The sequence below is a fragment of the Fulvimarina thalattae genome, from assembly GCF_040239565.1.
GTDB lineage: Bacteria > Pseudomonadota > Alphaproteobacteria > Rhizobiales > Rhizobiaceae > Fulvimarina.
This window is the reverse complement of record NZ_JBEHWS010000002.1, coordinates 230,865-255,931: the sequence shown is the minus strand read 5'-3', so window position 1 is coordinate 255,931 and position 25,067 is coordinate 230,865. Positions and strand designations below refer to the sequence as shown.

Here is a 25,067-nt window from a genome sequence, read left to right as displayed (position 1 = left end):
TGTCCCGGCAGATGTGGGGAGGAGAGCAGCGTTTATGAAGTCATGTCGAGCGATGGAACCGCCGCGTTGGTGGAGCAATTCGGAAAGCCTTGATCGGGCAAGACGGAAATCGTTCCGACCGGCTCTTTCGCCCGGGATCATTCCAGCCTATATCTGACAACGGCGGGCTGGCCGGTTCGACAGGCGTAACTATTCCCCGGGGCCTTAGTCATTCCTTTGGGAGCTGTCCCTGCTCTTGCCCGTGGGCTTGTGCACATGGCGCCCACCTACTTTGTAGGTTCCCGGGATCGACTTCGACCATCGGCTGGGTGGCTCGCCAATTCTCCCCATCACAACAGATGTCCATTCGTGTTACGTCGCGGTTTCAAGGCCTGCGCCGAAGTGGGAGGGACCATGTCCGAATTTAAGGAACGCAAGCGCGAACTGCGCAAGGCAGCGCTTGCCCGCCGTGACGCCATGGATGAGGCCGACCGGATCGAGGCTTCGCTCATGGTCGCCGAACACGGCGACAGGCTGCTCTCCGATCTTGAGCCCGGAACGATCGTTTCCGGCTTCCTGCCTATCCGGTCAGAGGTCGATCTGAGGCCGCTGATGACGAATCTTGCCGATCGCGGTGCCAAGCTCTGCGTGCCGGCGATCGTAGACAACGAGCTTCAGTTTCGCGAACTGACACGCGGTGCCGAACTGGTCGAACAGGGGTTCGGCACGGTCTCGCCCGGCGAGGATGCCGCTGTTCTCGACCCGACCTTGATGCTGGTGCCGCTCTCGGCCTTCGACAGGAAAGGTGGACGCATCGGCTATGGCGGTGGTTTCTACGACCGCGCCATCCAGCGCCTGATCGACAAGGGCATCACGCCGCGCCTCATCGGCACAGGGTTCGCGACACAGGAGATCGACACTGTCCCGATGGCCGAGCACGACCGCTTTCTCGATGCGATCGTGACCGAAGAGGGCGTTATCCGGCCAGGCTGATGCTTCCGAAGCTCAGCGAAGCCGTCTCTTGTTTTCAGTGCCGAAGATCATCGCCCAGTAAGGGATGTTGTTCGGTCCCATCGCCATGCCGAAGCCCATCTCGGTGACGCGCGGATTGAGAATGTTCTTCTTATGGCCAGAGGAATTGATCCAGCCCTGCATCGCAGCGGGGGTATCGCGATAACCGTAGCCGATATTCTCGGCGATCGAGCCCCAGCTATAGCCGTATTGCGAAACGCGCGCCGAGAGCTTGCCTTCCAGCGAATGGCTCATCTTGTTGCGCGCGGCCATCGCCTTCGCCTGGCGCTCGGAAGCCTTGTCGAGCGTTGCGGAATAGCGCAGCGGCCCCAGACCGTTTCGTGCCCTGAGGGCATTCACGCTCGAAAGCGCATATCCCCGATCGACCTGCATCGAACGTGTGCCTGAGACGTCGATGGATCCCGGTGTGCCACCGCTGCATCCGGCAAGCGCCAGACCGGCGATGCAGAGCATGCCGAAGAATAAGGATCGTACCATTTTCGAAATTGCCGCCATTTTCATTTGCCCCAGCAAGGCCGGCTAACGCCCGACCTTTTCCCTCGTGACCTTGTCGCCCTAATATTCTAATTTCGAGGTCATTCGCACGCGGCAATTTAAGGGCAAATCTATGATCGAACTGTATACGTGGACGACGCCGAACGGTGAGAAGCCGGTGATCATGCTGGAAGAATGCGGCATGGACTATGACTTGCACATGGTGAACATCGGATCGAACGAGCAGTTCTCCGACGAATTTGTCGCAATCAATCCCAATTCCAAGATTCCGGCGATCGTCGAGCGTTCGCGCGGCGGATATTCTGAAGCCGTCTTCGAATCCGGCGCGATCCTTTTCTATCTGGCCGAATTGAAGGGCCAGTTTCTGCCGCGTTCCTCGCCGCAGCGCGCAAAGTGTATGTCCTGGACTTTCTTCCAGGTCGGCAATACCGGGCCCATGATCGGCCAATACCACCATTTCAACGACGCCGCCGACGAGAAGATCGACTACGCGATCAAACGCTATCGCGACGAATCCGTGCGTCTTCTCGGTGTGCTCGACAAGCAGCTGCAATCGAACCACTGGCTTGCCGGCGACTACTCCATCGCGGACATGATGAACTGGAGCTGGGCCAAGGCGGGCATGAAAGAATTGTCCGCTCACGGCGCAGACAAGTACGACGCGCTTGCCGACTGGGTGCAGCGCATCGGCGAGCGTCCGGCCGTGAGACGGGCTCTCGACAAGCTGCAAGACGCCAAGGCTCAAAAGAGCTAAAAGCCTCTCTCGATCATAGTGCCGGGCCGATTCTTTCCGCGTGAAGGAAGGCCCGGCTTTGGCCTGCCCTCAATCTCCAGTCTGGACGTCCTATGCGGTTTCTTTTTCTCGGCGACATGGTTGGTCGGTCCGGACGAAATGCCGTGTTCGAACGACTGCCCGGCCTGGTCTCGGATTATGCGCTCGATTTTGTCGTCGTGAACGGCGAGAACGCAGCTGGCGGCTTCGGCATCACGCGGCAGATTTTCCTCGATACGATCGATGCCGGCGCCAACGTCGTCACTACGGGAAATCATGTCTGGGACCAGCGCGAGGCGTTGCAATTCGCTCCGAGCGAGCCACAATTCTTAAGGCCGCTCAACTATCCGACTGGTGCGCCGGGCAATGGCTCTGGCATTTTCGAAGCTCGGAACGGTGCGCGAGTGCTGGTGGCGAACATCATGGGCCGCGTTTTCATGTCGCCGGAACTCGATGATCCCTTTGCCTGCGCCAGCGATCTCGTCGGTTCCTGTCCGCTGGGCGACGCTGTGGATGCGATCATCCTCGATTTCCACGCCGAGGCGACCAGCGAGAAGCAGTCCATGGGACACTTTCTAGACGGTCAGGTGAGTGTTGTCGTCGGCACCCACACCCATGTGCCCACCGCCGATCATCAGATCCTCGCCAACGGCACCGCCTATCAGTCCGATGCAGGGATGTGCGGCGACTACGACTCCTCCCTCGGCATGGACAAGGAGGAGCCGCTCAACCGATTCGTCACGAAAATACCGAAAGGCCGCTTCGAGGCCGCACAGGGACCGTCGACCATCTGCGGACTTGCCGTCGACATCTCCGATCGGACCGGTCTTGCAGAGAAAATCGCGCCAATACGGCTGGGCGGTCGCCTCAGCGAGAGCTTGCCGCATTTCTGGTAAGTGTGACTAAAGAAAAACGGGTGCGGCTGGATGCGCTGGTCATTTCGATTGAGGTCATTTTCATGCAGAGGATGCCTGAATAAAGGTAATGCCGCTTAGCCTTTGACTCAAAGATGAAATCAAAGCGCGATCTTCCGCTGGGTTTTGAGTGGCATAAAATTACTTCTCGTCGAAATAGTTTCCCGCCTAAAGTTTATTTAGATTGGATCTTTTCTCAGTTTCAAGGTTTGCCGTCTTTCCGACACGATTGATGCGGTCTCGGTCTCCTATTGTCGGCTATCGAACACTTGCTTTGATTTCGCTACGGCTCTGCCTACACACAATTTGACTGGAAACGGGGAGCATATCGGGTGTCCGCCGCCGTCTTTGGCAGCGACTCCGCCTCGCATAGGGGGAAGCGACGGCGATGTCCGAGATCACGCAGAAAATGTGCCGTAACATGCTGCTTCGACGGCTTTCGGAGGAAGACTTCCAAGCCTTGGCGCCGCATCTGAGCGAAATGGACTTCAACCGGGGCGACAGCCTGATCCCCGCCAACGCGCCGATTGATACGACCTACTTCATCGAAAGCGGTGTCTGTTCGCTTGTGCTTACTTCGGCGGACGGGCGTATCGCCGAGATCGGGATCGTCGGTCCGGAAGGTGTCGTGGGCGCAGCGGTTACCATCGGCGTCGACTCCGTCCCGCATTCGAGCTTCATGCAGGCCCAGGGCAAAGCGCTGACGATTTCCGCCGAGCTCCTGACCGAGATCGTCAATGAGCGGCAGGAGATTGCGCACGTGCTGTCGCGCTATCGCCATGTCCTCGCGATGCAGTCGATCCAGACGGCGCTTGCCAATGCGCATTATACGGTGGAGGAGCGCCTCGCGCGCTGGCTGCTGATGTGCCAGGATCGGCTCGGCGGCAACGAGATCGAACTGACACACGACTTCCTGAGCACGATGCTGTCCGTCCGGCGCTCCACCGTAACGCTCGCGACCCACAATCTCGAAGGTGCTGGCATGATCCGTGCCCAGCGCGGTCGGATCACCGTTCTTCAGCGCAAGGAATTGGCAGTGATGGCCGCCGGCTCCTACGGCATGCCGGAAGAGGAATACGAGCGCATCATGGGCCCGCTCAAGGTCTGAGTGCAGTCCTGCTCGGCACGCGCCGAGCGGGGCCGCTCCCCGAAATAGCTAGGTGTGTTACGCCGCAAGCTTCTCGGCGATCAGCTTCAGAAGCTTCTTGTGATCGGCATCGAAGTTTCGGATGCCTTCCGCGAGCTTTTCCGTCGCCATCGGGTCGCCATTGAGGCCCCAGCGGAATTCGCTCTCTCCCATTGGCATCTTCTCCATCGCCTTGGCCTGATCCTCGGAAAGCTGGCGCGGCAGATCGGTCTGATCATCGGCGAGTTCCTGCAGAAGGTTCGGCGAAATCGTCAGCCGGTCGCAGCCGGCGAGCGCCTTGATCTGTCCGGTGTTACGGAACGAGGCACCCATGACGACGGTGCTGACGCCGTTGCTCTTGTAGTAGTCGTAGATGCGGCGCACCGATTTCACGCCCGGGTCCTCGTTGGCTTCGAAGCTTTTCTCATCGCGCTTGGAATACCAGTCGGTGATCCGGCCGACGAAAGGCGAGATCAGAAAGACGCCCGCATCGGCGCAGGCGACGGCCTGTTCGAGGCAGAAGAGCAGGGTGAGGTTGCACTGGATACCCTCGCCTTCCAGAACCTCTGCGGCTCGGATGCCTTCCCAGGTTGACGCGAGCTTGATGAGGATGCGGTCGCGCGAGACGCCCTGTTCGTCATAGGCGGCAATGATGTTGTGTGCCTTTTCGATGGACCGCTCCCTGTCGAAGGAGAGTTCGGCGTCGACCTCGGTCGAGACGCGGCCCGGCACGATCTTCGTCAGTTCCGTTCCGACGGCAATGGTGAGGGCATCGGCAATCTGAAGCGGCGACTTGCCGTTGGCTTTCCCGCTCTCGATCTCGCGGGCGACCATCTCTTCCGAGGCGGGCGACTGGATCACCTTCAAAAGGATGCTCGGATTGGTCGTACAGTCGATCGGCTTCAGCGCCTTGATCGCTTCGAAGTCGCCTGTATCGGCGACGACCGTTGTCATGTCTCTCAATTGGTCGAGCGCGCTGGCCATCGGGCATCCTTCCTCGTCGTTTCGCCGGTTCGTTCGGTCTTACGCACGCTATAGCAATCGCAATTCGGCTTGTCTTCCTTTCGTGCTTTGCAGCATCAGCTTGAATTCGATCGCTGGATATTTTGATCATGCCGTTCCAGATGGAGGTAGCCAGAGGCGCCGTCACCGCTGGCGGTGCTTCGCCAGTATCGGAATTTTCGGAGAACGCGATGCAAAGCGCGACGATCAAGGGACTTTCTGTCCACGTGGATCTCACCGTAGGGGCCGGCTCCAGAGCGCAGGCAATCGTGTTTTCGAATTCGCTCGGGACGGATTTCCGCATCTGGGACGATGTCGTCGCCGCGCTCGCCGGGCGATACACGATCCTGCGCTATGACAGCCGCGGCCATGGTCTGACCGATACCGGAGAAACGCCCTACGATATGCCGGGACTCTCGGCCGATCTCGCGGCGCTGATGGATGAATTCGGAATTTCCGCAGCGATCGTCGTCGGCCTCTCGGTCGGTGGGATGATCGCTCAGGATCTCGCCATCACGCGGCCTGACCTCGTGCGCGGCCTCGTACTTTCCAACACCGCGCACAAGATCGGCGATGCGGCGAGCTGGAACCAGCGGATCGAAACGATCAGCAAGGAGGGGCTCTCCGCCATAGCCGAAGCGACCATGGAGAAATGGTTCACGCCGGGCTTCCGGCGTGCGGACAACCCGGTCTACCAGCTCAATCGCAACATGTTCCTTCGCGCGCCGCTCGAAGGCTATATCGCCACCTGCCATGCACTTTCGAAGGCGGATTACACCGAGACGATCGGCGGTGTAAAAGCTCCCACGCTTTGCATTGCTGGCGATGGTGACGGTTCGACGCCGCCGGACCTCGTCAAATCCCTTGCCGAGAAGATCGACGGCTCCGAGTTTCACTTGATCCAAAACGCCGCGCACATTCCCTGCGTCGAGCAGCCGGAAGCCTATGCCGACCGGCTCGAACGCTTCATCGCTGGCCTCGGGTAAGCGAACCGTGAGCGCGGGCCGGTTGGTAAAATATAATGAAAATCGTATGTTTCGGCTTCTAGAGCGAACGAAACTGGGAGGGAAAGAGATGAACCGGCGTGAATTCGTGATGTCCGCTGCCGCAATGGGCCTCTTGGGGACAACAACTCTTTCTCGACGCGCCCTCGCGGCGGAAGGTGGCACGATCGAAACGATCAGCGACGGGTTTCTGGAGCTGCCGACCAATTTCCTGCTGCCGAATGGTCTACCGGACAACATCCCAGGCATGAGTCTCGAAGAGATTGCGGCCGAGGGAACGTTCAAGGTGTCCTGCAACGTCACCGCCTTCCGGCGACCTGATGGTCTCGTCGTCTTCGACTGCGGCGCGGGGCCGAATTTCATGCCGAGCGCAGGGGATCTTTCCCAGAACTTGACGGCGGCCGGCATCGATCCGGAGGAGGTGACGGATGTGATCTTCACCCATGCCCATCCGGATCATCTCTGGGGTGTCGTCGACGATTTCGACGAACTGCTCTTTCCGCAGGCGAACTACCACATCGGGCGGGAAGAGTTCGACTTCTGGAGTTCGGACGAGGCGCTCAGTCAGGTTGGCGAGGAGCGCCAGAGTTTCGTCGTCGGTGCTCAGAACCGCTTCGACGCGATCGGGGATCGCCTCAGCTTCTTCAACCCGGGTGCGGAAGTGCTGCCGGGCATCGAGGCGGTGGGCGCGAAGGGCCATACGCCCGGCCATTCAGCCTTCGTGGTCCATGGTGACGAACCGACCATGGTCGTCGGCGATGCAATCTCGAATGATCCGATCTCCTTCCTGAGGCCCGATCTTGCCTGGGGCGCCGACATGGACCCGGCTGCCGGGGCGGAGACCCGCACGATGCTGCTCGATCGCCTTGCGACCGAACAGATGCGCTTCGTCGGCTTCCATCTGCCGGATGGCGGTATGGGTCGGGTCGAGAAGAAGAATGAGGCCTATCGGTTCGTGGCCGAAAGCTGAGAGGGGTCAGCGGGCCCGCAGCATGAAGGCGTTTCGGATCGAGCCTTCGAGGATATAGGCGAGGCCCAGTCGCGCGCCGATCGCGATCGAGGCGAGAACAATTGGCGCTGAGATCGTCAGCAGCGAGGCGGCGGAAATGCCCTGACCGATCGTGCAGCCGAGCGAGAAGACGCCGCCGACGCCCATGAGTACCGCGCCGGCAAGGTGCCGAGAAAGTTCGCGGGCATCGTCGCAGGCTTCCCATCGGATGTCGTCGTGCCACCAAGCAGCGAGCGCCGCACCCCCGATGACGCCGATGACGAGGCCAACCCCGTAATCCGGGAACGTGCCTGTGACGGCGACAATGGAGAGGATCAGGTCGCCCGGCGGCATCACGAAGGAGGCGCTTTCAATCTGGGTCGGCCAGAAAGAATGCGCCTTGATGTAGCTGGTCGCGAACCAGCCGAAGGCTATCGTTGCGCCGATGGCGCTCCCGGCGACGATGCGGCCCGTGTCGGCTCGAAAGTTCGCGTCCCTGAAAATCCAGTAGGCGAGGGCGAGCGCTACGACAATCGCGACCACCATCGAAACATCGATCCCGAGAATGGCGCTCGTCAGGGAGCCGAGCGACTGATCCGGCGAACCGAGCCGTCCGAACTGGATCGCGCTGCCATCGACGACAGACTGGCGTGTCGCCGCGAAGATGCCGCGTTGGGTCGCAAGCGCCGAGATGCCGAGTACGATGACGACGACAAGCCCGCGCAGCGAGCCGCCGCCGAGCCGGACGAGGGCGCCGAACCCGCAGGTGCCGACCAGCGCCATGCCGAAGCCAAAGATGATGCCGCCGAGGATCGCGCCCATCCATCCGAAGGATGATGTGAGATAGAAGCTGGCGGCCGGATTGAAGAGCCCGGTCCAGACGAGAAGCTGTGTCAGCACGATCGCGACGAGAATGGCGAGACCCCAGCTGCGGACGCCGCTGTCGTCGGCCGCATACCAGCGCCTCTCCAGCGCAGATAGGGTGCAGAAATGGTGCCGCCGCGCAGCATAGCCCATGACGAGACCGGCCAAGCCACCCGCGAGCAACGGCGCATAGCCGCTCTCGATGATCATTATGCCTCCCGCAGCGCCTCTTGTCAGGGCGCTTTGACGGAAGGTTACGCTTGAGGCATCGCGCTGACAAGCGGCTCTCCGGCGCTCATGCCGGTGGTGCCTTCCCTTTTCGGCAGGCTTGCTCACTTAGCTCGGTTGAAAACCCAAGTGTTCGAACGGCGAAGTGTCGCGGACCGGGTAAACGAAAGGAAACTTCAGGCGATGGATCAGCTGGGATCGATCTGGGACGGCTTTATGTCCTTCCTCGACAATCTCTTCACGATGAACCTTGTCGGCGATCAGAGCATCTCGGACTATGTGACGCTGGAATCGATCCTCGGCGTCATCGGGAATGTGGTGCTTGCGTTCATCATCCTGATGATCGGCCTCTCGATCGCCCGTTGGGTGAGCCGGAAGATTCGCTTGAGCGCGGAAAAGCGGAAGGATCTGGACAACACGCTGTTCAAGTTCCTCGGATCGATCGCGCGTTACGTCATTCTCGGCTTCACGTTCCTCTTCATACTGAACACCTTCGGTATTCAGACGACGTCGATCGTCGCGGCTGTTGGTGCCGCCGGCCTCGCGGTCGGGCTCGCTCTTCAGGGCACGCTGTCGAACATGGCCGCCGGCGTGATGATCATCATCTTTCGGCCGTTTCGGGAGGGCGATTTCGTCTCGATCGCCAATGGCGAGATGGGAACGGTCAAGGAAATCTCTATCAACTACACGGAAATCGCGAGCATTGGGAACGTGCAGATCATCATTCCGAATTCGGATGTCTGGGGCAACACGATCCACAATTACTCGGTCTATCCGCACCGGCAGGCCGAATGGACATTCGGCGTCAGCTACGATGCTTCGCTCGCCAAGACCGAAGAGGTGATCCGGAATACGCTCCTGGCCGACGGCCGCACCCGGAGCGATTCGGACATCATGGTGAAGGTGAACAATCTCGGCGACAGCTCGGTGGATTTTCTGGTGCGCGCCTGGGTCTCGTCGGATGACTACTTCGGCTATCAGGCCGACATGAAGCGCGCGGTGAAGGAAGCACTGGACGAAGCCGGCATCGAAATCCCTTATCCGCACCGGACAGTCACCATGACGAACTGGGCGGGCAGCAACGGCTGATGAAAGTTTCCGGAGTGTTGAGTGTTGTGGTGGGGAACACCGGTTTTGCGGCTCAGCTGACGCCGTCGCCACGCACGGGTTCGCAGAACAGATCGTAGAGGGTGCCGATGAGGCTCGTCACCTCTTCGCTTGCCAGCGAATAGTAGATCGTGCGGCCTTCGCGGCGCGTCTTCACCAGCCGGTCGAAGCGCAGGCGAGCCAGCTGCTGCGAGATCGCGGCTTGGGGCATCGAGAGGATCGTCTCGATCTCGCCGACCGAGCGTTCCTTCTCCGACAACAGGCAGAGAATGACGAGACGGGTCTCGTGCGACATCGCCTTCAAAAGGTCGCTCGCCTTGCGCGCCTGATCGAAGAACGCTTTGACCTCTGCCTCGGATGCGGTTTCGTCGAATTTCGGAAGCGACAGCTTTGCAGTCTGACTCAACGTTCTGCCTTTCGGTCGCTCACATTCTCATCGTCGGGCAGCTTCGCCAGCATCTCGCCGAGCATGCTGTAAAAGAAATTGTCCCCCGGATAACCGCGGAGCCGGTCGATTTCCGTGCCATTATCGACGAGGACGAAGGTGGGCGTCAAACGCTCCTTGCGGATGTTTGCAAGGTCTTCCGGCCAGTCTTCGGTAATGTCGACACGGCGGAGCGGGGCAATCTCACCCTCCTCGGTCTTGGCATAGCCGGGTGCGATCTCCTCGTTGAAGCGTTTGCACCATGGGCAGCCGGGCTGCTCGAGCATCAAAAGCTCGGCGGCTGCGCCTTGCGCAGGGACAAAGCCTGCGAGACAGAGGAGGAGAGCCAGCCGAGTCAAGGCGGCTTTCCACGGCGCGTTTACAATGCATCGAAACATATGCATTCTTATATCAATGGCTGATGGGCTTGAAAGCGGATATCGCGCTTACCCTCTGGGAGCACAAGAGGCGAAGTTCGTCGGCGGGGAGATCGAATAACAATGCTCGATGTGGGATTTGGCGCGGCGTTCCTCGCGGGGCTTCTGTCTTTCGTGTCGCCCTGCGTGCTGCCGCTGGTGCCGCCCTATCTCGCCTATCTTGCCGGAATCAGCTTCGATCAGGTGCGCGAGCAGGGCGCCGATCCGGCGGTTGCGCGGCGAATCATATTCTCGTCCTTGGCCTTCGTCATCGGGTTCACGACCGTCTTCGTCGCGCTCGGTGCGACGGCGAGCGTCATCGGTCAGGCCATTGCCGAATGGTTCGACACGCTGTCGATCATCGCGGGCGTTCTCATCATCATCATGGGCCTGCATTTTCTAGGCGTCTTTCGGCTCTCTCTGCTCTATCGCGAGGCACGTTTCACTGTCGGGACGAAACCGGCGGGGCCCTTCGGCGCGTATGTCATGGGCCTGGCTTTCGCCTTCGGCTGGACGCCCTGCGTCGGGCCTGTGCTGGCGGCGATCCTGTTCATTGCGGGAAGCCAGGATACCGCGATGCGCGGCGCTGGCCTGCTTGCGACCTACTCGCTTGGGATCGGCATCCCGTTCATGCTGGCGGCCATCTTCGCGACGCGCTTTCTCGACTGGGCATCGCGCTTCCGAAAGCATATGGCGACGGTCGAAAAGGTGATGGGCGGTGCGCTGGTCTTCACAGGCATCCTGTTCGCGACGGGCCAGATGGCGACGATCTCCTACTGGCTTCTGGAGACGTTCCCGGTTTTCGCGACGATCGGATAGACTCAGACCAAACGGCAAAGAGGAGGAAACGAAGATGCTGAAGACCCTGATATCCGCATGCCTCGTCACGCTGGCGCTGACGACCGGCGCTTTCGCCGCCGAAATGGGCGATGACGGGCTGCATAAACAGGACTGGTTCTTGCTGACCTTCAAGGACGTCGCCGAGGACATCGAAACCGCGCGGGAGAACGGCAAGAGGCTCGCCATCGTCTTCGAACAGCGCGGCTGCATCTACTGCAGCAAGATGCACGAGGAACTGCTCGCCGATCCGGAAATCTCCGATTACATCAAGGAGAACTTCTCTGTCGTTCAGTACAATATGTTCGGCGACGAGGAGGTGACGGATCTCGACGGAGAGACCCTGACCGAAAAGACCGCCGCGCGGAAATGGCGCGTTGTTTTTACCCCGACCTTTCTGTTCATGCCGGAGGAAGTCCCCGCCGATGATGTCGCTCTCGCGGATGCGGCAGTGGCAACGATGCCGGGCCTCTTCGGCAAGAACACCTTTCTTCACATGTTCCAATGGGTAAACGAGAAGGGCTACGAGACGGACGAGCACTTCCAGAAATATCACGCCCGGAAGCTGGAAGAGAGCGGTCAGCTGGACGCGCCGACGCAGTGACTTTGGCAGCGGTTAATGCTTAGGCGGAAACGCAAGCCGTGGCGAAGGCAGAAAATATATGCGAAAAATAGAATACTTGCTTTTTTGCGGCGCTTTCCGCTAGGCTGACGACAAATCACGACAAGACCGGCTGTCAATGCCGGCGCAGGGAGGAGAGGTTCTTCATGAAACGCTTGAGCGCGCTCGCACTCATTCTGGCGATCCCCACCATGGCTCTCGCAGCCAATGTCGCGCCCGGCGATGTCAGCTTCGATGGCATGGCCGTTGGTGAACCGGTCGCCGAATCTTCGGGTGATCCCGAGGCCGGACGCGAAGTGTTCGTCGACCGGGGTCTTGGAAACTGCCTCGCCTGTCACCAGAATTCGGAGATCGAGAACGCGCAGTTCCCCGGCAATGTCGGTCCGTCGATGGACGGTGTCGCGAGCCGCTGGGAGCCCGAACAGCTCCGCGCGATCATCGTCAACGCGAAGGAAGTCTTCGGTCCCGACACCATCATGCCGGGTTTCTACACATTGGATGTCGGCGTCGACGTCGCCGAGGACCGCAAGGGCGAGACTATCCTCTCGGCCCAGCAGGTCGAGGATGTCGTCGCCTATCTCGGAACGCTCAAAGAGGAGTCAGCACAGTGACGCATTTGACAAGACGCAAGCTCTTTACGCTCGCCGCTGGCGCCGGAACGCTCGCTGTCGCGGCCAACCTGCCGCGTACGGCGAACGCGACGCCGGAAGAGGCTCAGAAGGCGATCAGCGAATTCACCGGCGGCAAAGAACCGCAGTCCGGTAAGATCACCCTGACCGCGCCGGAAATTGCCGAAAATGGCAACACCGTACCGATCTCGATTTCGGTCGAAAGCGAAATGACCGAAGGCGATTTCGTCGAGTCCGTCACGCTGATGGCCGAGGGCAACCCGAATCCGGAGGTCGCGACCTTCCTCTTCACGCCGATGAGCGGCCGCGCCGAGGCGACGACGCGCATCCGCCTTGCCAAGACGCAGAACGTCGTGGCGGTCGCGAAGATGAGTGACGGTTCGGTCTATTCCGACAGCAAGGAAGTCAAGGTCACGATCGGCGGCTGCGGCGGCTGATCCGCCGGTCCGGCCGACCTCTTTTCAACCCGATGCAACGCTCGCCGGCCCATATGCCGGCTCGAAGCGACCACCCTTAGGAGATAACCGACATGGCAGCGCCCAGACCCCGCGTCAAAGTCCCGAGCTCCGCCTCCGCCGGCGAGGTGATCACGATCAAGACGCTGATCAGCCACGAGATGGAATCCGGTCAGCGCAAGGACAAGGATGGCAACACCATCCCGCGCGAGATCATCAACAACTTCACCTGTGAGTTCAACGGGACCAAGGTGTTCGAGTGCGAGCTCGACCCGGCGATCTCGTCCAATCCGTATTTCGAATTCTACGCCAAGGTTCCCGAGAGCGGCACCTTCAAGTTCACGTGGACCGACGATAACGGCGAGATCTACACGGAAGAAAAAGAGATCGAGGTCGGCTGAGGCCGGTCCGCAGGAGCCGGCTCATCCGGCGCCTTGTCCGAACGGCACCGCAATGCGGCGTTTGGCGGGAGAAGCGGAACGCTGCGAACAAAAACAATCGGGAGGACGCCATGAAGAAGACCGCAATCCTGTTATCCGGCGTGTTGACGCTGGCGAGCATCGCGTTGGCATCGCGCGTTCTCGCCGATCCGACGACCGACGAACTCACGATCGACGGCGAGAAAATCGTGACGACTGCGCCGGCGCCGACCGAGCCGGAGGGCCATCCGTTCGAGGAAGTGCGGTCCGGCTGGCTGTACCGCGAGCCCGGGACGCGCGCGATGGAAGCCGACAGCTTCGAAAATCCGGGCATGCTGAACGTCGAGAACGGCGCGGAGATCTGGGAAACGGCAGAGGGCGAAGCGGGCAAGTCCTGCGCCTCCTGTCACGAAGACGCTTCGGAATTCCTGAAGGGCGTCGGCGCGAGCTACCCGAAATGGGACGAAGCTTCCGGCAAGCCGATCAATATCGAAGTGTTCATCAACCAGCATCGCGAAGAGCAGATGGGAGCCGAGCCGTACAAGTTCGATGAACAGGATCAGAAGGACCTGACCGCATTCATCAAACATCAGTCGCTCGGCATGCCCGTCGAGATCGATCTCAAGGCTGGCGACATGATGAGCTGGTGGGAGCAGGGCAAGGAGCGCTACTATCTGCGAACCGGCCAGCTCAACCTCTCCTGCGCGACCTGCCACGAGCAGAACAACGGCCGCTATATCCGTGCCGACCATCTGAGCCAGGGCAACACCAACGGCTTCCCGACCTACCGTCTGAAGCAAGGCAATCTCGTCTCGCTGCACAACCGTTTCAGGGGTTGCATCCGCGATACCCGCGCCGAGTTCCCGGACGCCTTTTCAGACGAGCTGATGGCGCTCGAGGTCTACACGGCCTGGCGCGGCGGCGGCCTTTCGGTCGAGACGCCGGCGGTTCGGCAGTAGGGCGTACTCGCACCGCCGGCCGACCCATGGTTGCTTCTCTGGCGCCGTAACTCTCGTCCTTCGTCATCCTCGGGTTCCGTCCCGAGGATCCGGCAACGGTGCATCTGGTCGTCAGTCCCGGCGAAGCGGGGCTCAGACCGTATTCAACCCGCGAAATCCCTGGATCTTCGGGACGGAGCCGAAGATAACAGCCGGGGTGTGTTCTTAGCCAGCTTCGAGGAACTGCCATGTTCTCCCGCCGCGAATTCCTGACCGCGACCGTCGCGCTCTCGGCGATCACCGGAGCCTCGCTCGCAGGCCGCTGGTCCCGCGCGAGCGCCCAGCAGATGATGAGCGAGGACGATCTTCTCGGCACGGCCGATTTCGGGAACCTGACGCTCTTCCACGTCACCGATATCCACGCCCAGCTGAAGCCGGTCTTTTTCCGCGAACCGGCGGTGAATATCGGCGTTGGCGAGGTTGCCGGCCTGCCGCCGCATGTCACGGGACAGGATTTTCTCAAGCTCTACGACATCGAGCCGGGCACGCCGGAAGCCTACGCGCTGACCTCTCAGGATTTCTCGGCGCTCGCCAATCAATACGGCAAGATGGGCGGGCTCGACCGTGTCGCGACGGTCATCAAGCGCGCTCGTGCCGAGCGCGGCGACGCCAATGTGCTTCTGCTCGACGGCGGCGACACCTGGCAGGGCAGCTACACGGCGAACCGGACCGCCGGTCAGGACATGATCTCGACGATGGCGCTCCTGAAGCCCGACGCGATGACGGGTCATTGGGAATTCACCTACGGCACCGACCGGGTCAACGAGGCGATCGAAAGTCTCGGCTTCCCGTTCCTAGGCTCCAACATCTTCGACAACACATGGGATGAGCCGGCTTTCGAAGCCTGGAAAATGTTCGAGCGTGGTGGTGCGAAGATCGCCGTCATCGGTCAGGCTTTCCCTTATACGCCAATCGCCAACCCCTCCTGGCTTATCCCGGACTGGTCGTTCGGTATTCGCGACGAAGAGATCGCGACCCATGTGGAGGAGGCCCGCAAGGCCGGGGCCGATCTGGTCGTCCTCCTGTCGCACAACGGGTTCGACGTCGACCGCAGCCTTGCCGCCAAGGTGGACGGCATCGACATCATCCTCACCGGCCACACCCATGATGCGTTACCGGAGCCGGTGAAGGTAGGAAACACACTTCTGATTGCGTCGGGCTCCAACGGCAAGTTCGTCAGCCGGCTCGATCTCAACGTCTCCGGCGGCGCGCTGAAGGATTTCCGCTACCGTCTCATCCCGGTGTTTTCCGACGTCATCACGCCGGATCAAGAGATGGCGGCGAAGATCGACGAGGTGAGGGCACCCTTCGAGGATGAGCTCCAACGCGTTCTCGGGCGGACCGAGGGTCTGCTCTATCGGCGTGGCAACTTCAACGGCACCTGGGACGATCTCATTCTCGACGCGCTTCTCGAACAGCGGGATGCCGAGATCGCGCTCTCGCCGGGCTTCAGATGGGGCACTTCCCTGCCGGCCGGCTCGGACATCACGGTGGAGGATCTCCACAACGCGACGGCGATGACCTATCCGGCCGCCTATCGCTCGACGATGACCGGCGAGACGCTGAAGCTGATCCTGGAAGACGTCGCCGACAATCTCTTCAACGTCGATCCCTATTACCAGCAGGGCGGCGACATGGTGCGCGTCGGCGGCATGGGATACGGCATCGATCCCACCAAGGAGATCGGCCAGCGCATTTCGAACATGACCGTCCTCGAAACCGGTGAGGCCATCGATCCGTCCCGCGAATATGTCGTCGCCGGCTGGGCGTCGGTCAACGAAGGCACGGAAGGCCCACCGGTCTGGGAGGTCTGCGAGGAATATCTCGCGGCCCATTCAACCGTCGAACCCACTGAAAACAGAAGCGTGAAAGTCGCCGGATAATCCGCGAAAAGGCGTTCCCAAACCCCGTTCGACCTGATACATTCAAATAAATGATTATATCTATAAGGGTGGAGCGATGACAGACCGGCCGGAGGAGAAGGAGATTGCGAGATCGCGCCGCGCGGTCCTGAAGGGCGGACTGACGCTGGGCGGTGCGGCGCTGACCGGTCTTGCGGCCTCTCGGCCCGCCGGCGCTCAGACGAGCGACCCCAAGATCACCGAGCTTCAGGACTGGAACCAGTATCTCGGCGTCGGTGTCGATGCCTCTCCTTATGGGATGCCCTCGCAGTTTGAGAAGGATGTCGTCCGGCGCGACGTGCCCTGGCTGACGGCCGATGCGACGAGCTCCGTCAACTTCACGCCACTGCACGAACTCGATGGCATCATCACCCCGAACGGCCTCTGTTTCGAGCGTCACCATGGCGGCGTCGCGGAAATTCCGCCGCAGGATCATCGCCTCATGGTTCACGGCATGGTGGACGAGCCGCTTGTCTTCACCATGCAGGATCTCAAGCGCTTTCCGCGCGAGAACCGGGTCTACTTTCTCGAATGTGCGGCGAATTCCGGCATGGAATGGCGCGGCGCGCAGCTGAACGGCTGCCAGTACACCCACGGCATGGTGCACTGCGTGATGTATACCGGCACGCCGCTGCGCAACGTCCTAAACGCCGCCGGCGTGAAGACAACCGGCAAATGGCTGCTCGCCGAGGGCGCGGACGCTTCCGCGATGACCCGCTCGATCCCGATGGAAAAGGCCCTCGACGACTGCCTCGTCGCTTGGAAGATGAACGGTGAGGCCCTGCGGCCCGAGCAGGGCTATCCGCTCCGCCTCGTCGTGCCCGGCTGGGAAGGCAATATGTGGATCAAGTGGCTGCGCCGCCTGGAAGTCGGCGATGCCCCCTGGGAGCAGCGCGAGGAAACCTCGAAATACACCGACCTTCTGGCGAGCGGCGTTGCCCGCAAGTTCACCTGGGCGATGGATGTGAAGTCGGTCATCACCAATCCGAGCCCGCAGGCCCCAATCACCCACGGCAAGGGCCGCACGGTGCTGACGGGCCTCGCCTGGTCCGGCAACGGCACGATCAAACGGGTCGACGTTTCGTTCGACGGTGGCCGCAATTGGGTCGAGGCGCGGATCGACGGGCCGAGCTTCGACAAGGCGGTCCACCGTTTCTACTACGATTTCGATTGGGACGGCTCGGAGCTTCTCCTCCAGTCCCGCGCGATCGATTCGGAAGGCTTCGTCCAGCCCACCAAGAACGATCTGCGCGCCACGCGCGGCGAGAATTCGATCTACCACAACAATGGCATCCAGACCTGGGTCCTGAAATCCGACGGAGGGCTCGAAAATGTCGAAGTCTCTTAAGCGCGCCTCGACGGGCCTCGCCCTCCTTCTTGCCGCCGGCTTCGGTTTCGGCGCCCATGCGGCTTCCGATGGCGTGGATGAAAATGCGACGACGAGTGAGACCGAAGCGATTGCCGCCGAACCGACAATCGACCTCGGTCGATCCGCGACCGAAGAGGAAATCGCTTCCTGGGACATCGACGTCCGCCCGGATGGCGAAGGTCTGCCCGAAGGCCGCGGCACGGTCGCAGAGGGTGAGAAGATCTTCAGCGAGCAATGCGCCGTCTGCCACGGCGACTTCGGGGAAGGGCGCGGCCGCTGGCCGGCGCTCGCTGGCGGAGAGGATACGCTGACAGACATGCGCCCGGAAAAGACCATCGGCTCCTACTGGCCCTATCTCTCGACGGTCTACGACTACGTCCATCGCGCCATGCCGTTCGGCAATGCGCAGTCGCTGTCGGATGACGATGTCTATGCCCTGACGGCCTATATCCTCTATCTCAACTTCATCGTTGAAGACGAGGATTTCGAGCTTTCGAAGGCGAACTTCACTGAGATCGAGATGCCGAATGCCGACGGTTTCCAACCGGACGACCGGATCGAGGAAGAGTACTACCGCGCCGATGCGAATCCATGCATGTCCGATTGCAAGCCGGAGCCGGTGACGATCACCATGCGCGCCCAGGTGCTGGACGTGACGCCCGACTCCGGCGACGACGAAGTTGCTGCCGAAGCGAACGTCGATTGAGCAAGTGTTGAGCATAGGCCGTTCGGCCGGCCCCGAAAGGCGATCGAAGGAATGGTCGGCCGGGTGAACTGGTCTGATCGCCATCTTCTGGGCTAAGCTGCCGCGGTCACTGGCGGATCGGAGGACCTCTCATGACGGCTGTTCGATATTCGGTGTTTCGGTTGGTTGCCTCGCTTGAACGGCTGCGGACACTCCGATCCGCTATGGTGCTTGTTACGATGCTTGTCGCAAGCCTTCTTACTCCGGCGTCGGCGCAGTCGATCGACGAGGATCTCGCCTTCGCCACCCACAAGCTCGCGCTTCAGGTCTCCGATGGCGACGAAGCGACCATGCGCTCGGCGCTGGATATCGCTGCAAATGTCTCGCGCTTTTACACGGGCAAGGCCGAAGAGGTGCAGATCAGCATCGTTGCCTATGGACCCGGCATCGAGATGCTGCTTCCGGACAAAACGCCGGTGATGGAACGGCTGACCTCGTTCGACCAGTCCATGCCCAATGTCAGCTTCGTCGCCTGCGGCAACACGCTCGACTCGCTGGAGCGAGAGGAGGGCGAGCGGCCCGAAATCCTCTCCTTCGCCACTGAGGTAGAGGCCGGTGTCGCCGAGCTCATTCGCCTCGACGAAGACGGCTACACGATCGTCAAACCGTAAGGGAAAGCTTCGCTTTGATCCCGCGCCGGAAAACGAATCGTCCCTGATCGCATTCCCCGCAACTTCATGCCCTTCCGGCGGAACCAGAAGCATTTTTATCGCCTGAAAAAATGTCGATTTCCGCATATGTTCGCGCCACATCTCGAAAAGGCGCGAGCACATGGATTTCGTCCCTATCATCGACGCGGTCGGTGAACCCAACACGATCATTCTCGGCGGCGCCATCGTCGGCGCCCTGTTCGGTTTTGCCGCCCAGCGCAGCGCCTTCTGCACCCGTGCGGCCGTGCTCGACGTAACGCGGGGCCGTGATCTGAAGGCGCTCGCAACCTGGGCGATCGGCTTCTCCGTCGCCCTGTTCGGTGTCCAGCTCATGCTCAGCTACGGATATGTCGATGCACGAGAGACGCGCTTCTTCTCGACGGCGCAATCGCTGTCCGGCGCGCTCGTCGGCGGTCTTGCCTTTGGCGTCGGCATGGTGCTGACGCGCGGCTGCGTCTCGCGCCTGCTCGTCCTCTCCGCATCCGGCAATCTGAGGGCGATCTACGTTTCGCTCGTCGTCGCAGCGGTCGGCTTTGCGACCTATGCCGGCATCCTCGTGCCGCTACGCGATTTCGTGGGCAGCTTCTGGAGCACGAGCGCGATCGGGGGTAATGATCTGCTCGCCCATTTCGGCACCTCGCAGGAAACCGGCATGATCATCGGCGCGGTGCTTCTCGTCTTTGCCTTTGCGCTTGCGATCAAGGCGGGCATCTCGCTGTGGAGACTGATCGGCGGAGCCGGCGTTGGCCTCAGCATCATCCTGGGCTGGTATTTCACCTATACCCTGTCGCTACAGGTCTTCGATCCGATCCAGGCCGAAAGCCTCTCCTTCATCCGCCCGCTTGCAACGACAAGTGCGATGGTCGCGAAGGCCGGCGATACCGCTGGGCTCGATCAGGGTGTTCTCATCGGCGCGCTTGTCGCCGCCTTCCTCGCCTCGGTCCTCTTCGGCGGTTTCCGCATCCAGACCTTCGGAGAAGAAGGCACCCCTTCATTCCTGCGCTACACGATAGGCGGCGTGCTGATGGGATTTGGCGGCATCCTAGCCGTCGGCTGCACGATCGGTGCCGGCTTCACGGGAGGTTCGGTCCTCGCGGTCTCCTCACTGGTTGGCCTTGCCTCGATGGTATCCGGCGCAGCGATCGCCGATCGGTTCGTCGACCGGCCGCAGACCGCGGCGGTCGAAGACAAGACCTATTCACGATCCGGCGAGGCAGTCTCAGTCGCAGAATAAGGCGAGCGATCGGACACCATCGAAAGTCTTGACAGCGTCGATAATGCTTGACCTTCCCGCACAAGCCCGTCACGTCACGCCGATACCGGCTCATTTGCCGGACCATTAGCGCAGCGTGAAACGGGGCATCCCATGCGGCTTGGCGGACGACTTTCGGCAGCCATCGACATTCTGACCGATATCGAGGTGCGCCATCGGCCGGTCGCGCAGGCCCTGAAGGACTGGGGCGTCAGCCATCGCTTCGCCGGCTCGAAGGACCGTTCGGCGATCGGCAATCTCGTCTACGATGCGCTTCGGCGGAAACGTTCCTATGGCTACCGGATGGGCGAGGATACGCCGCGCGGCATCGCGGTGGCGGCACTCCTCGAAAGTCTTGATCTCGATGCCGCCGGGCTGAGCGCGTCTCTCGAGGGTGACAAGTTTGCGCCGGACCTGCCGGATGAAAATGTCATGGCGCGTTTTCTCTCAAACGATGCCTCCGATGCGCCGGGCGCCGTTGCCGCTGACGTGCCGGATTGGCTGGCGCAGAAATTCGAAGCGCTCTTCGGTGCAAATTGGGTCGCGGAAGCCGCCGCGCTGTCCGATCGTCCGCCGCTCGATCTGCGCGCCAACACGCTGAAGGCCGACAGGGCGAAGGCGCTCGATGCGCTGAAGCCGTTCGCGGCGGAGGCTTCCGATCTCTCGCTGACCGGTATCCGAATTGCGCCGATTGCGGGCGATGGCCGACATCCGAATGTTCAGGTGGAAGCCGGCTTCCAGAAGGGTTGGTTCGAAGTTCAGGACGAGGGCTCGCAGCTCGCCGCTGCCCTTTCAGGTGCCGAGCCGGGTAGCCAGGTGCTGGATCTTTGCGCCGGGGCCGGCGGCAAGACCCTCGCGCTCGCCGCTGCGATGGAAAACACTGGCCAGATCCACGCTTATGACGGCGACCGTCAGCGTCTCGCGCCAATCTACGACCGGCTGAAGCGCGCCGGCGTGCGGAATGTGCAGGTTCATGATCCGCGCGACGATCTCTCCGCACTTGAAAGCGCGATGGATATCGTCTTCGTCGATGCGCCCTGCACCGGAACCGGCACATGGCGGCGGCGCCCGGATGCAAAATGGCGTCTGTCCGAGGGTGCGCTGGAAAAGCGGATGGCCGAACAGGACGCGGTACTCGATCAGGCAGCGCGTTTCGTGAAGCCGGGTGGACGACTGGTCTATGTCACCTGTTCGGTTTTGCCCGATGAGAACGGCGAGCGGATCACGGCTTTTCTCGCTCGTGCAGAAGGCTTCACAGTGGGCGATCTCGGCGAAGTCTGGAATAAACTGGTGCCTGAAGATCAAACCGATCGGATTCACCATGTGTCTATCGCCGATGGGATCGCACTGATGATGACACCGGCCACGACCGGCACCGACGGCTTCTTCGTCTGCGCCATGAGAAAACAGCCCTGATGGTGCGCCTCGCGCTTCCGCTCTTCGTCCTTATCTCTCTCGGCGGCGGCGGCCTGATCGGGCTCGCCGTCGAGACGGGCGGCTGGTACGCGTCCCTTGAAAAGCCAATCTTCAACCCGCCCGACTGGGTGTTCGGACCCGTCTGGACGACGCTCTATGTCCTCATCGGTTTTTCCGGCTGGCGGGTCTGGCGTGCTGGGGATAAGCGGCTGCAAAGCCTCTGGTGGACCCAGCTTTTCCTGAATTTCGTCTGGCCACCGGTCTTCTTCTCGGCGCAGCAACTGCTTGTTGCGCTCGGCATCATCCTCGCGCTCGACGCTTTCATCGTTCTCTTTATCGTTCAGGCTTGGAGAGACGAGCGGGTCGCAGGCTTACTGTTTCTGCCTTACGCGCTTTGGACCGGCTATGCGACACTTCTCAACGCAACGCTCTGGTGGATGAATTCATGACGACCGACGACGTCGTGCCTCTGACCGACCTTGCCGGGTTCCCGGTTCTCTTCGTAATGGCGGCGGATGCCGAATATGGCGAGCATCTGAAGAAGCGGATCGCGCCGCTGATGACAGGCGTCGGCCCGATTGAATCCGCGCTCGGAACCGGCATCGCTCTGGAGCGGCTGCGGGCGGAGAACCGGCTGCCGAAGCTTGTCGTCTCACTCGGCTCGGCGGGCTCGCGGGTTCTGGAACAGGGCGAAATCTATCAGGTATCGTCGGTCGCCTGGCGCGATATCGATGCCTCGCCGCTCGGCTTCACCAAGGGCGTGACGCCCTTCCTCGATCATCCGGTCCATACGGATATGCCGACGCCAATACCGGCTTTCCCGTCGGCGCGCCTTTCAACCGGCAGCGATATCGTCTCGGGCGCGGCCTATGATGAAATCGACGCCGACCTCGTGGACATGGAGACCTTTGCCGTTCTACGCGCATGCCAGCGCTACGGTGTGCCCCTAATCGGACTTCGCGGCGTCTCGGACGGCGCCGCCGATCTGCATCATTTCGACGACTGGACCGTGCTGCTTCACGTCATCGACGAGAAGCTTGCCCACGCCGTGCACCGGCTGGAAGCAGAAATCGAATCCGGCCGGCTGGCGTCCTTACTGGAAGTTGTCTGAACTCATCATCGAGAGCGGTAGAGGAGAGTTCGTCTCCGGCAGCGGGGTGATCGTGTCCTGAGCCGTATTTACCGGGGCCGGCGGCATGGGGGCCGACGACATCTGGCCCTGCGGCCCACTGACAGCATTGCCGCTATAGGCGCTCTGGCTCTGGTTTGGTGCAGGCGGCATCGCGCCTGCGACGGCCGGAGCTGACGTCTGCGGGAAAGCCGGAGCCGTGTCGCAATAGACGATGGCTCCCCATTTCTGGACGCGCTCGTTCAGGTAGACGTCGTGGCCGTATTGCTGCTGGAATTGTGGCGAGGTGCCTTGCTGGCAGAGACGCTCGCTCGCGACCTCGACCACAACGGCGCGGGCCACGGCCTCGTGCTGCGGGGAGCCAATGGAAATTCCGGGCGACGCGACGCGTACGAAGGATTTCTGCGGACCCGCACCGGCACCGGGTTGGCTCCAGATATCGACGGTGAACGGGTTGTATTTCGTCTGACTCGCCGAGGTGTACTGGAATTGCTCGGGTGCCGAGGCACCCTGGATCGAGGTGGCAGCGTCCTTCAGCACCTCGCCTGTGCCGCCGGTCTCGCAGCCGGCGAGGACGAACGGCAGAAGCGCGGAAAGCGCGAGAGTGGCGGTAAGACGCGACGACAAAAGCGGAAATTCCCCAGCAGATTTACGATTTTCCACCGGCGTGACGCCGGGCGATCTCGCGCGTGTTGCACCGCATTCGTGGAAACACTATGGCATGATCCATGACAGCGCTCCCCGATACCGTCCTTATCGTCGATTTTGGCTCTCAGGTCACACAGTTGATCGCTCGCCGTGTGCGTGAAGCGGGAGTCTATTCCGAAATCGTGCCTTTTCAATCGGCCGAGGAAAGCTTCCATCGGCTGAAGCCGAAGGCGGTCATCCTGTCGGGCTCGCCCGCATCGACGGGCGATATCGACTCGCCGAAGGCGCCGCAGGTGATCTTCGATTCCGGCCTGCCGGTGCTCGGCATCTGCTACGGCCAGATGACGATGTGCGTGCAGATGGGTGGCAAGGCCGAGCCGTCCGACCACCGCGAATATGGCCGAGCCTTTCTCAACATCGAGAAGGACTGCGCGCTCTTCAAGGATCTCTGGCCGGCCGGCACGCGCCATCAGGTGTGGATGAGCCATGGCGACCGCGTCATAGAGATGCCGCCAGGCTTCGAGATCTTCGCCAAGTCGCCCGGCGCGCCTTATGCGGTCTTCGGTAACGAAGAGCGCAAGATGTATGGGCTCATGTTCCATCCGGAAGTCGTCCACACGACCGATGGCGCGCATCTGATCGCCAATTTCGTCCATAAGGTCGCAGGGCTGAAGGGCGACTGGACGATGGCTGCCTTCCGCGAAAAGGCGATATCGGAAATCCGCGAAAAAGTCGGCGACGGCAAGGTGATCTGCGGCCTTTCGGGCGGCGTCGACTCCTCGGTCGCGGCCGTGCTGATCCACGAGGCGATCGGCGATCAGCTCACCTGCATCTTCGTAGACCACGGCCTTCTGCGCATGAACGAGGCCGAGGAAGTGGTCTCGATGTTCCGCGATCACTACAACATTCCGCTTGTCCACGTTCAGGCCGAGGACACCTTCGTCGACGCTCTCGAGGGAGAGATGGACCCGGAGGTGAAGCGCAAGACGATCGGCCGGCTCTTCATCGAGACTTTCGAGACCGAGGCCAAGAAGCTCGGCGGCGCCGATTTCCTCGCCCAGGGAACGCTCTATCCGGATGTGATCGAGAGCGTATCCTTCACCGGCGGTCCGTCGGTGACGATCAAGTCGCACCACAATGTGGGCGGGCTGCCCGAGCGCATGAACATGCAGCTCGTCGAGCCACTGCGCGAACTCTTCAAGGACGAGGTCCGCGTTCTCGGCAAGGAACTCGGACTTCCCGAGAGCTTCGTCGGCCGTCAACCCTTTCCAGGGCCAGGGCTCGCAATCCGTTGTCCTGGCGGCATCACGCGCGACAAGCTGCGCATCCTGCGCGAAGCCGACGCGATCTATCTCGACGAAATCCGCAAGGCCGGCCTTTACGACGCGATCTGGCAGGCCTTCGCCGTGCTGCTACCGGTCCAGACGGTCGGCGTGATGGGCGACGGGCGCACCTACGAGTTCGTCTGCGCGCTCCGGGCCGTCACATCTGTCGACGGTATGACGGCGGATTTCTACCACTTCGACATGGAATTCCTCGGCAACGCCGCGACCCGTATCATCAACGAGGTGAAGGGTATCAACCGCGTGGTCTACGACGTGACGTCGAAGCCGCCGGGAACGATCGAGTGGGAGTGAGCGCGTTCA

At 61.3% G+C, this 25,067-nt stretch carries 28 protein-coding genes and 1 other RNA gene; 23 read left to right on the top strand and 6 right to left on the bottom strand.

The window, feature by feature from the left end; translation table 11 throughout:
- Positions 1-161: 161 nt before the first annotated feature.
- Both ssrS and ABRA89_RS04210 read left to right on the top strand, forming a co-directional pair.
- A non-coding RNA gene (ssrS, locus tag ABRA89_RS04215) (6S RNA) lies at positions 162-319 on the top strand.
- 74 nt (positions 320-393) lie between these two features.
- Positions 394-972: a 5-formyltetrahydrofolate cyclo-ligase gene (locus ABRA89_RS04210; RefSeq protein ID WP_349940199.1), complete on the top strand. Its 579-nt coding sequence runs from the start codon at positions 394-396 to the stop codon at positions 970-972.
- A gap of 12 nt (positions 973-984) precedes the next feature.
- On the opposite strand, the gene ABRA89_RS04205 is transcribed toward ABRA89_RS04210, so the two are convergent.
- Positions 985-1,488 (bottom strand): CAP domain-containing protein, encoded by a 504-nt coding sequence (locus ABRA89_RS04205; protein WP_349940198.1) that lies wholly within the window; start codon positions 1,486-1,488, stop codon positions 985-987.
- Between the two features lie 130 nt (positions 1,489-1,618).
- On the opposite strand from ABRA89_RS04205, the gene ABRA89_RS04200 reads away from it, so the two are divergent.
- The 3 genes from ABRA89_RS04200 to ABRA89_RS04190 all read left to right on the top strand — a co-directional run bounded on the left by ABRA89_RS04200 (position 1,619) and on the right by ABRA89_RS04190 (position 4,300).
- Positions 1,619-2,260, top strand: a complete 642-nt coding sequence (locus ABRA89_RS04200; RefSeq protein WP_349940197.1) for a glutathione S-transferase N-terminal domain-containing protein — start codon at positions 1,619-1,621, stop codon at positions 2,258-2,260.
- A 92-nt stretch (positions 2,261-2,352) separates the two neighbouring features.
- Positions 2,353-3,174: a TIGR00282 family metallophosphoesterase gene (locus ABRA89_RS04195; RefSeq protein WP_349940196.1), complete on the top strand. Its 822-nt coding sequence runs from the start codon at positions 2,353-2,355 to the stop codon at positions 3,172-3,174.
- Between the two features lie 406 nt (positions 3,175-3,580).
- Positions 3,581-4,300, top strand: coding sequence for a Crp/Fnr family transcriptional regulator (locus ABRA89_RS04190; protein WP_349940195.1), 720 nt, complete (start codon positions 3,581-3,583; stop codon positions 4,298-4,300).
- Positions 4,301-4,357: 57 nt separating this feature from the next.
- Here ABRA89_RS04190 and tal read toward each other — a convergent pair whose 3' ends face one another.
- Entirely contained in the window at positions 4,358-5,302 is a 945-nt protein-coding gene (gene tal, locus ABRA89_RS04185; protein ID WP_349940194.1) for a transaldolase, read from the bottom strand.
- 209 nt (positions 5,303-5,511) lie between these two features.
- Here tal and pcaD point away from each other — a divergent pair, with 209 nt between their 5' ends.
- Entirely contained in the window at positions 5,512-6,306 is a 795-nt protein-coding gene (pcaD, locus tag ABRA89_RS04180) for a 3-oxoadipate enol-lactonase (protein WP_349940316.1), read from the top strand.
- A gap of 88 nt (positions 6,307-6,394) precedes the next feature.
- Positions 6,395-7,294, top strand: a complete 900-nt coding sequence (locus ABRA89_RS04175) for an MBL fold metallo-hydrolase (RefSeq protein ID WP_349940193.1) — start codon at positions 6,395-6,397, stop codon at positions 7,292-7,294.
- Positions 7,295-7,300: 6 nt separating this feature from the next.
- Here ABRA89_RS04175 and ABRA89_RS04170 read toward each other — a convergent pair whose 3' ends face one another.
- Positions 7,301-8,386, bottom strand: coding sequence for a YeeE/YedE family protein (locus ABRA89_RS04170; RefSeq protein ID WP_349940192.1), 1,086 nt, complete (start codon positions 8,384-8,386; stop codon positions 7,301-7,303).
- A 201-nt stretch (positions 8,387-8,587) separates the two neighbouring features.
- Here ABRA89_RS04170 and ABRA89_RS04165 point away from each other — a divergent pair, with 201 nt between their 5' ends.
- Positions 8,588-9,493, top strand: coding sequence for a mechanosensitive ion channel family protein (locus ABRA89_RS04165; protein WP_349940191.1), 906 nt, complete (start codon positions 8,588-8,590; stop codon positions 9,491-9,493).
- A 52-nt stretch (positions 9,494-9,545) separates the two neighbouring features.
- Here ABRA89_RS04165 and ABRA89_RS04160 read toward each other — a convergent pair whose 3' ends face one another.
- Together ABRA89_RS04160 and ABRA89_RS04155 are read right to left on the bottom strand one after the other, a co-directional pair.
- Positions 9,546-9,899 carry an ArsR/SmtB family transcription factor gene (locus ABRA89_RS04160; protein WP_349940315.1) on the bottom strand — a complete coding sequence of 118 codons (354 nt, stop codon included), beginning with the start codon at positions 9,897-9,899 and terminating at the stop codon, positions 9,546-9,548.
- 14 nt (positions 9,900-9,913) lie between these two features.
- The gene (locus ABRA89_RS04155; protein WP_349940190.1) at positions 9,914-10,222 is read right to left on the bottom strand and encodes a thioredoxin domain-containing protein; all 309 of its coding nucleotides are present in this window, start codon (positions 10,220-10,222) and stop codon (positions 9,914-9,916) included.
- 213 nt (positions 10,223-10,435) lie between these two features.
- On the opposite strand from ABRA89_RS04155, the gene ABRA89_RS04150 reads away from it, so the two are divergent.
- The 14 genes from ABRA89_RS04150 to ABRA89_RS04085 all read left to right on the top strand — a co-directional run bounded on the left by ABRA89_RS04150 (position 10,436) and on the right by ABRA89_RS04085 (position 22,755).
- On the top strand, positions 10,436-11,170 hold the full coding sequence (locus tag ABRA89_RS04150; protein ID WP_349940189.1) for a cytochrome c biogenesis CcdA family protein: 735 nt from the start codon (positions 10,436-10,438) through the stop codon (positions 11,168-11,170).
- Between the two features lie 34 nt (positions 11,171-11,204).
- Positions 11,205-11,792, top strand: a complete 588-nt coding sequence (locus ABRA89_RS04145) for a thioredoxin family protein (protein WP_349940188.1) — start codon at positions 11,205-11,207, stop codon at positions 11,790-11,792.
- A gap of 164 nt (positions 11,793-11,956) precedes the next feature.
- Entirely contained in the window at positions 11,957-12,421 is a 465-nt protein-coding gene (gene soxX / locus ABRA89_RS04140) for a sulfur oxidation c-type cytochrome SoxX (RefSeq protein WP_349940187.1), read from the top strand.
- The gene (soxY, locus tag ABRA89_RS04135; RefSeq protein ID WP_349940186.1) at positions 12,418-12,876 is read left to right on the top strand and encodes a thiosulfate oxidation carrier protein SoxY; all 459 of its coding nucleotides are present in this window, start codon (positions 12,418-12,420) and stop codon (positions 12,874-12,876) included. The genes soxX and soxY overlap by 4 nt, the downstream gene beginning before the upstream one ends.
- 92 nt (positions 12,877-12,968) lie before the next feature.
- On the top strand, positions 12,969-13,295 hold the full coding sequence (gene soxZ, locus ABRA89_RS04130; RefSeq protein ID WP_349940185.1) for a thiosulfate oxidation carrier complex protein SoxZ: 327 nt from the start codon (positions 12,969-12,971) through the stop codon (positions 13,293-13,295).
- A 110-nt stretch (positions 13,296-13,405) separates the two neighbouring features.
- A complete protein-coding gene (soxA, locus tag ABRA89_RS04125) occupies positions 13,406-14,272 on the top strand; it encodes a sulfur oxidation c-type cytochrome SoxA (RefSeq protein ID WP_349940184.1) in 867 nt (288 codons plus the stop codon).
- 227 nt (positions 14,273-14,499) lie between these two features.
- A complete protein-coding gene (soxB, locus tag ABRA89_RS04120) occupies positions 14,500-16,194 on the top strand; it encodes a thiosulfohydrolase SoxB (protein WP_349940183.1) in 1,695 nt (564 codons plus the stop codon).
- 76 nt (positions 16,195-16,270) lie between these two features.
- Positions 16,271-17,560: a sulfite dehydrogenase gene (soxC, locus tag ABRA89_RS04115; protein ID WP_349940182.1), complete on the top strand. Its 1,290-nt coding sequence runs from the start codon at positions 16,271-16,273 to the stop codon at positions 17,558-17,560.
- Entirely contained in the window at positions 17,544-18,287 is a 744-nt protein-coding gene (locus ABRA89_RS04110) for a c-type cytochrome (protein WP_349940181.1), read from the top strand. The genes soxC and ABRA89_RS04110 overlap by 17 nt, the downstream gene beginning before the upstream one ends.
- Before the next feature lie 131 nt (positions 18,288-18,418).
- Entirely contained in the window at positions 18,419-18,937 is a 519-nt protein-coding gene (locus ABRA89_RS04105; RefSeq protein ID WP_349940180.1) for a DsrE family protein, read from the top strand.
- Between the two features lie 160 nt (positions 18,938-19,097).
- A complete protein-coding gene (locus ABRA89_RS04100; protein ID WP_349940179.1) occupies positions 19,098-20,210 on the top strand; it encodes a YeeE/YedE family protein in 1,113 nt (370 codons plus the stop codon).
- Between the two features lie 132 nt (positions 20,211-20,342).
- The gene (locus ABRA89_RS04095; RefSeq protein ID WP_349940178.1) at positions 20,343-21,644 is read left to right on the top strand and encodes an RsmB/NOP family class I SAM-dependent RNA methyltransferase; all 1,302 of its coding nucleotides are present in this window, start codon (positions 20,343-20,345) and stop codon (positions 21,642-21,644) included.
- Complete coding sequence (locus ABRA89_RS04090) at positions 21,644-22,093, top strand: TspO/MBR family protein (protein ID WP_349940177.1); 450 nt, start codon at positions 21,644-21,646, stop codon at positions 22,091-22,093. Before ABRA89_RS04095 ends, ABRA89_RS04090 begins: the two co-directional genes overlap by 1 nt.
- Entirely contained in the window at positions 22,090-22,755 is a 666-nt protein-coding gene (locus ABRA89_RS04085; protein WP_349940176.1) for a 5'-methylthioadenosine/S-adenosylhomocysteine nucleosidase, read from the top strand. The genes ABRA89_RS04090 and ABRA89_RS04085 overlap by 4 nt, the downstream gene beginning before the upstream one ends.
- On the opposite strand, the gene ABRA89_RS04080 is transcribed toward ABRA89_RS04085, so the two are convergent.
- Positions 22,738-23,400 (bottom strand): hypothetical protein, encoded by a 663-nt coding sequence (locus ABRA89_RS04080; RefSeq protein ID WP_349940175.1) that lies wholly within the window; start codon positions 23,398-23,400, stop codon positions 22,738-22,740. The two genes, ABRA89_RS04085 and ABRA89_RS04080, sit on opposite strands and share 18 nt — an antisense overlap.
- Before the next feature lie 101 nt (positions 23,401-23,501).
- Here ABRA89_RS04080 and guaA point away from each other — a divergent pair, with 101 nt between their 5' ends.
- Complete coding sequence (gene guaA, locus ABRA89_RS04075) at positions 23,502-25,058, top strand: glutamine-hydrolyzing GMP synthase (RefSeq protein ID WP_349940174.1); 1,557 nt, start codon at positions 23,502-23,504, stop codon at positions 25,056-25,058.
- Positions 25,059-25,067 lie beyond the last annotated feature (9 nt).

Excerpts from the sequence above, each read along its gene's own strand:
- ABRA89_RS04100 (WP_349940179.1), top strand. The coding sequence starts at position 19,098 with ATGGATTTCGTCCCTATCATCGACGCGGTCGGTGAACCCAACACGATC.
- ABRA89_RS04210 (WP_349940199.1), top strand. The coding sequence starts at position 394 with ATGTCCGAATTTAAGGAACGCAAGCGCGAACTGCGCAAGGCAGCGCTT.
- ABRA89_RS04190 (WP_349940195.1), top strand. The coding sequence starts at position 3,581 with ATGTCCGAGATCACGCAGAAAATGTGCCGTAACATGCTGCTTCGACGG.
- ABRA89_RS04090 (WP_349940177.1), top strand. The coding sequence starts at position 21,644 with ATGGTGCGCCTCGCGCTTCCGCTCTTCGTCCTTATCTCTCTCGGCGGC.
- ABRA89_RS04165 (WP_349940191.1), top strand. The coding sequence starts at position 8,588 with ATGGATCAGCTGGGATCGATCTGGGACGGCTTTATGTCCTTCCTCGAC.
- ABRA89_RS04085 (WP_349940176.1), top strand. The coding sequence starts at position 22,090 with ATGACGACCGACGACGTCGTGCCTCTGACCGACCTTGCCGGGTTCCCG.
- pcaD (WP_349940316.1), top strand. The coding sequence starts at position 5,512 with ATGCAAAGCGCGACGATCAAGGGACTTTCTGTCCACGTGGATCTCACC.
- soxX (WP_349940187.1), top strand. The coding sequence starts at position 11,957 with ATGAAACGCTTGAGCGCGCTCGCACTCATTCTGGCGATCCCCACCATG.
- soxZ (WP_349940185.1), top strand. The coding sequence starts at position 12,969 with ATGGCAGCGCCCAGACCCCGCGTCAAAGTCCCGAGCTCCGCCTCCGCC.
- ABRA89_RS04195 (WP_349940196.1), top strand. The coding sequence starts at position 2,353 with ATGCGGTTTCTTTTTCTCGGCGACATGGTTGGTCGGTCCGGACGAAAT.
- ABRA89_RS04200 (WP_349940197.1), top strand. The coding sequence starts at position 1,619 with ATGATCGAACTGTATACGTGGACGACGCCGAACGGTGAGAAGCCGGTG.
- ABRA89_RS04205 (WP_349940198.1), bottom strand. The coding sequence starts at position 1,488 with ATGGTACGATCCTTATTCTTCGGCATGCTCTGCATCGCCGGTCTGGCG.
- ABRA89_RS04110 (WP_349940181.1), top strand. The coding sequence starts at position 17,544 with ATGTCGAAGTCTCTTAAGCGCGCCTCGACGGGCCTCGCCCTCCTTCTT.
- ABRA89_RS04145 (WP_349940188.1), top strand. The coding sequence starts at position 11,205 with ATGCTGAAGACCCTGATATCCGCATGCCTCGTCACGCTGGCGCTGACG.
- ABRA89_RS04170 (WP_349940192.1), bottom strand. The coding sequence starts at position 8,386 with ATGATCATCGAGAGCGGCTATGCGCCGTTGCTCGCGGGTGGCTTGGCC.
- ABRA89_RS04155 (WP_349940190.1), bottom strand. The coding sequence starts at position 10,222 with ATGCTCGAGCAGCCCGGCTGCCCATGGTGCAAACGCTTCAACGAGGAG.
- ABRA89_RS04105 (WP_349940180.1), top strand. The coding sequence starts at position 18,419 with ATGACGGCTGTTCGATATTCGGTGTTTCGGTTGGTTGCCTCGCTTGAA.
- ABRA89_RS04175 (WP_349940193.1), top strand. The coding sequence starts at position 6,395 with ATGAACCGGCGTGAATTCGTGATGTCCGCTGCCGCAATGGGCCTCTTG.
- tal (WP_349940194.1), bottom strand. The coding sequence starts at position 5,302 with ATGGCCAGCGCGCTCGACCAATTGAGAGACATGACAACGGTCGTCGCC.
- ABRA89_RS04095 (WP_349940178.1), top strand. The coding sequence starts at position 20,343 with ATGCGGCTTGGCGGACGACTTTCGGCAGCCATCGACATTCTGACCGAT.
- soxA (WP_349940184.1), top strand. The coding sequence starts at position 13,406 with ATGAAGAAGACCGCAATCCTGTTATCCGGCGTGTTGACGCTGGCGAGC.
- soxC (WP_349940182.1), top strand. The coding sequence starts at position 16,271 with ATGACAGACCGGCCGGAGGAGAAGGAGATTGCGAGATCGCGCCGCGCG.
- soxB (WP_349940183.1), top strand. The coding sequence starts at position 14,500 with ATGTTCTCCCGCCGCGAATTCCTGACCGCGACCGTCGCGCTCTCGGCG.
- ABRA89_RS04150 (WP_349940189.1), top strand. The coding sequence starts at position 10,436 with ATGCTCGATGTGGGATTTGGCGCGGCGTTCCTCGCGGGGCTTCTGTCT.
- guaA (WP_349940174.1), top strand. The coding sequence starts at position 23,502 with ATGACAGCGCTCCCCGATACCGTCCTTATCGTCGATTTTGGCTCTCAG.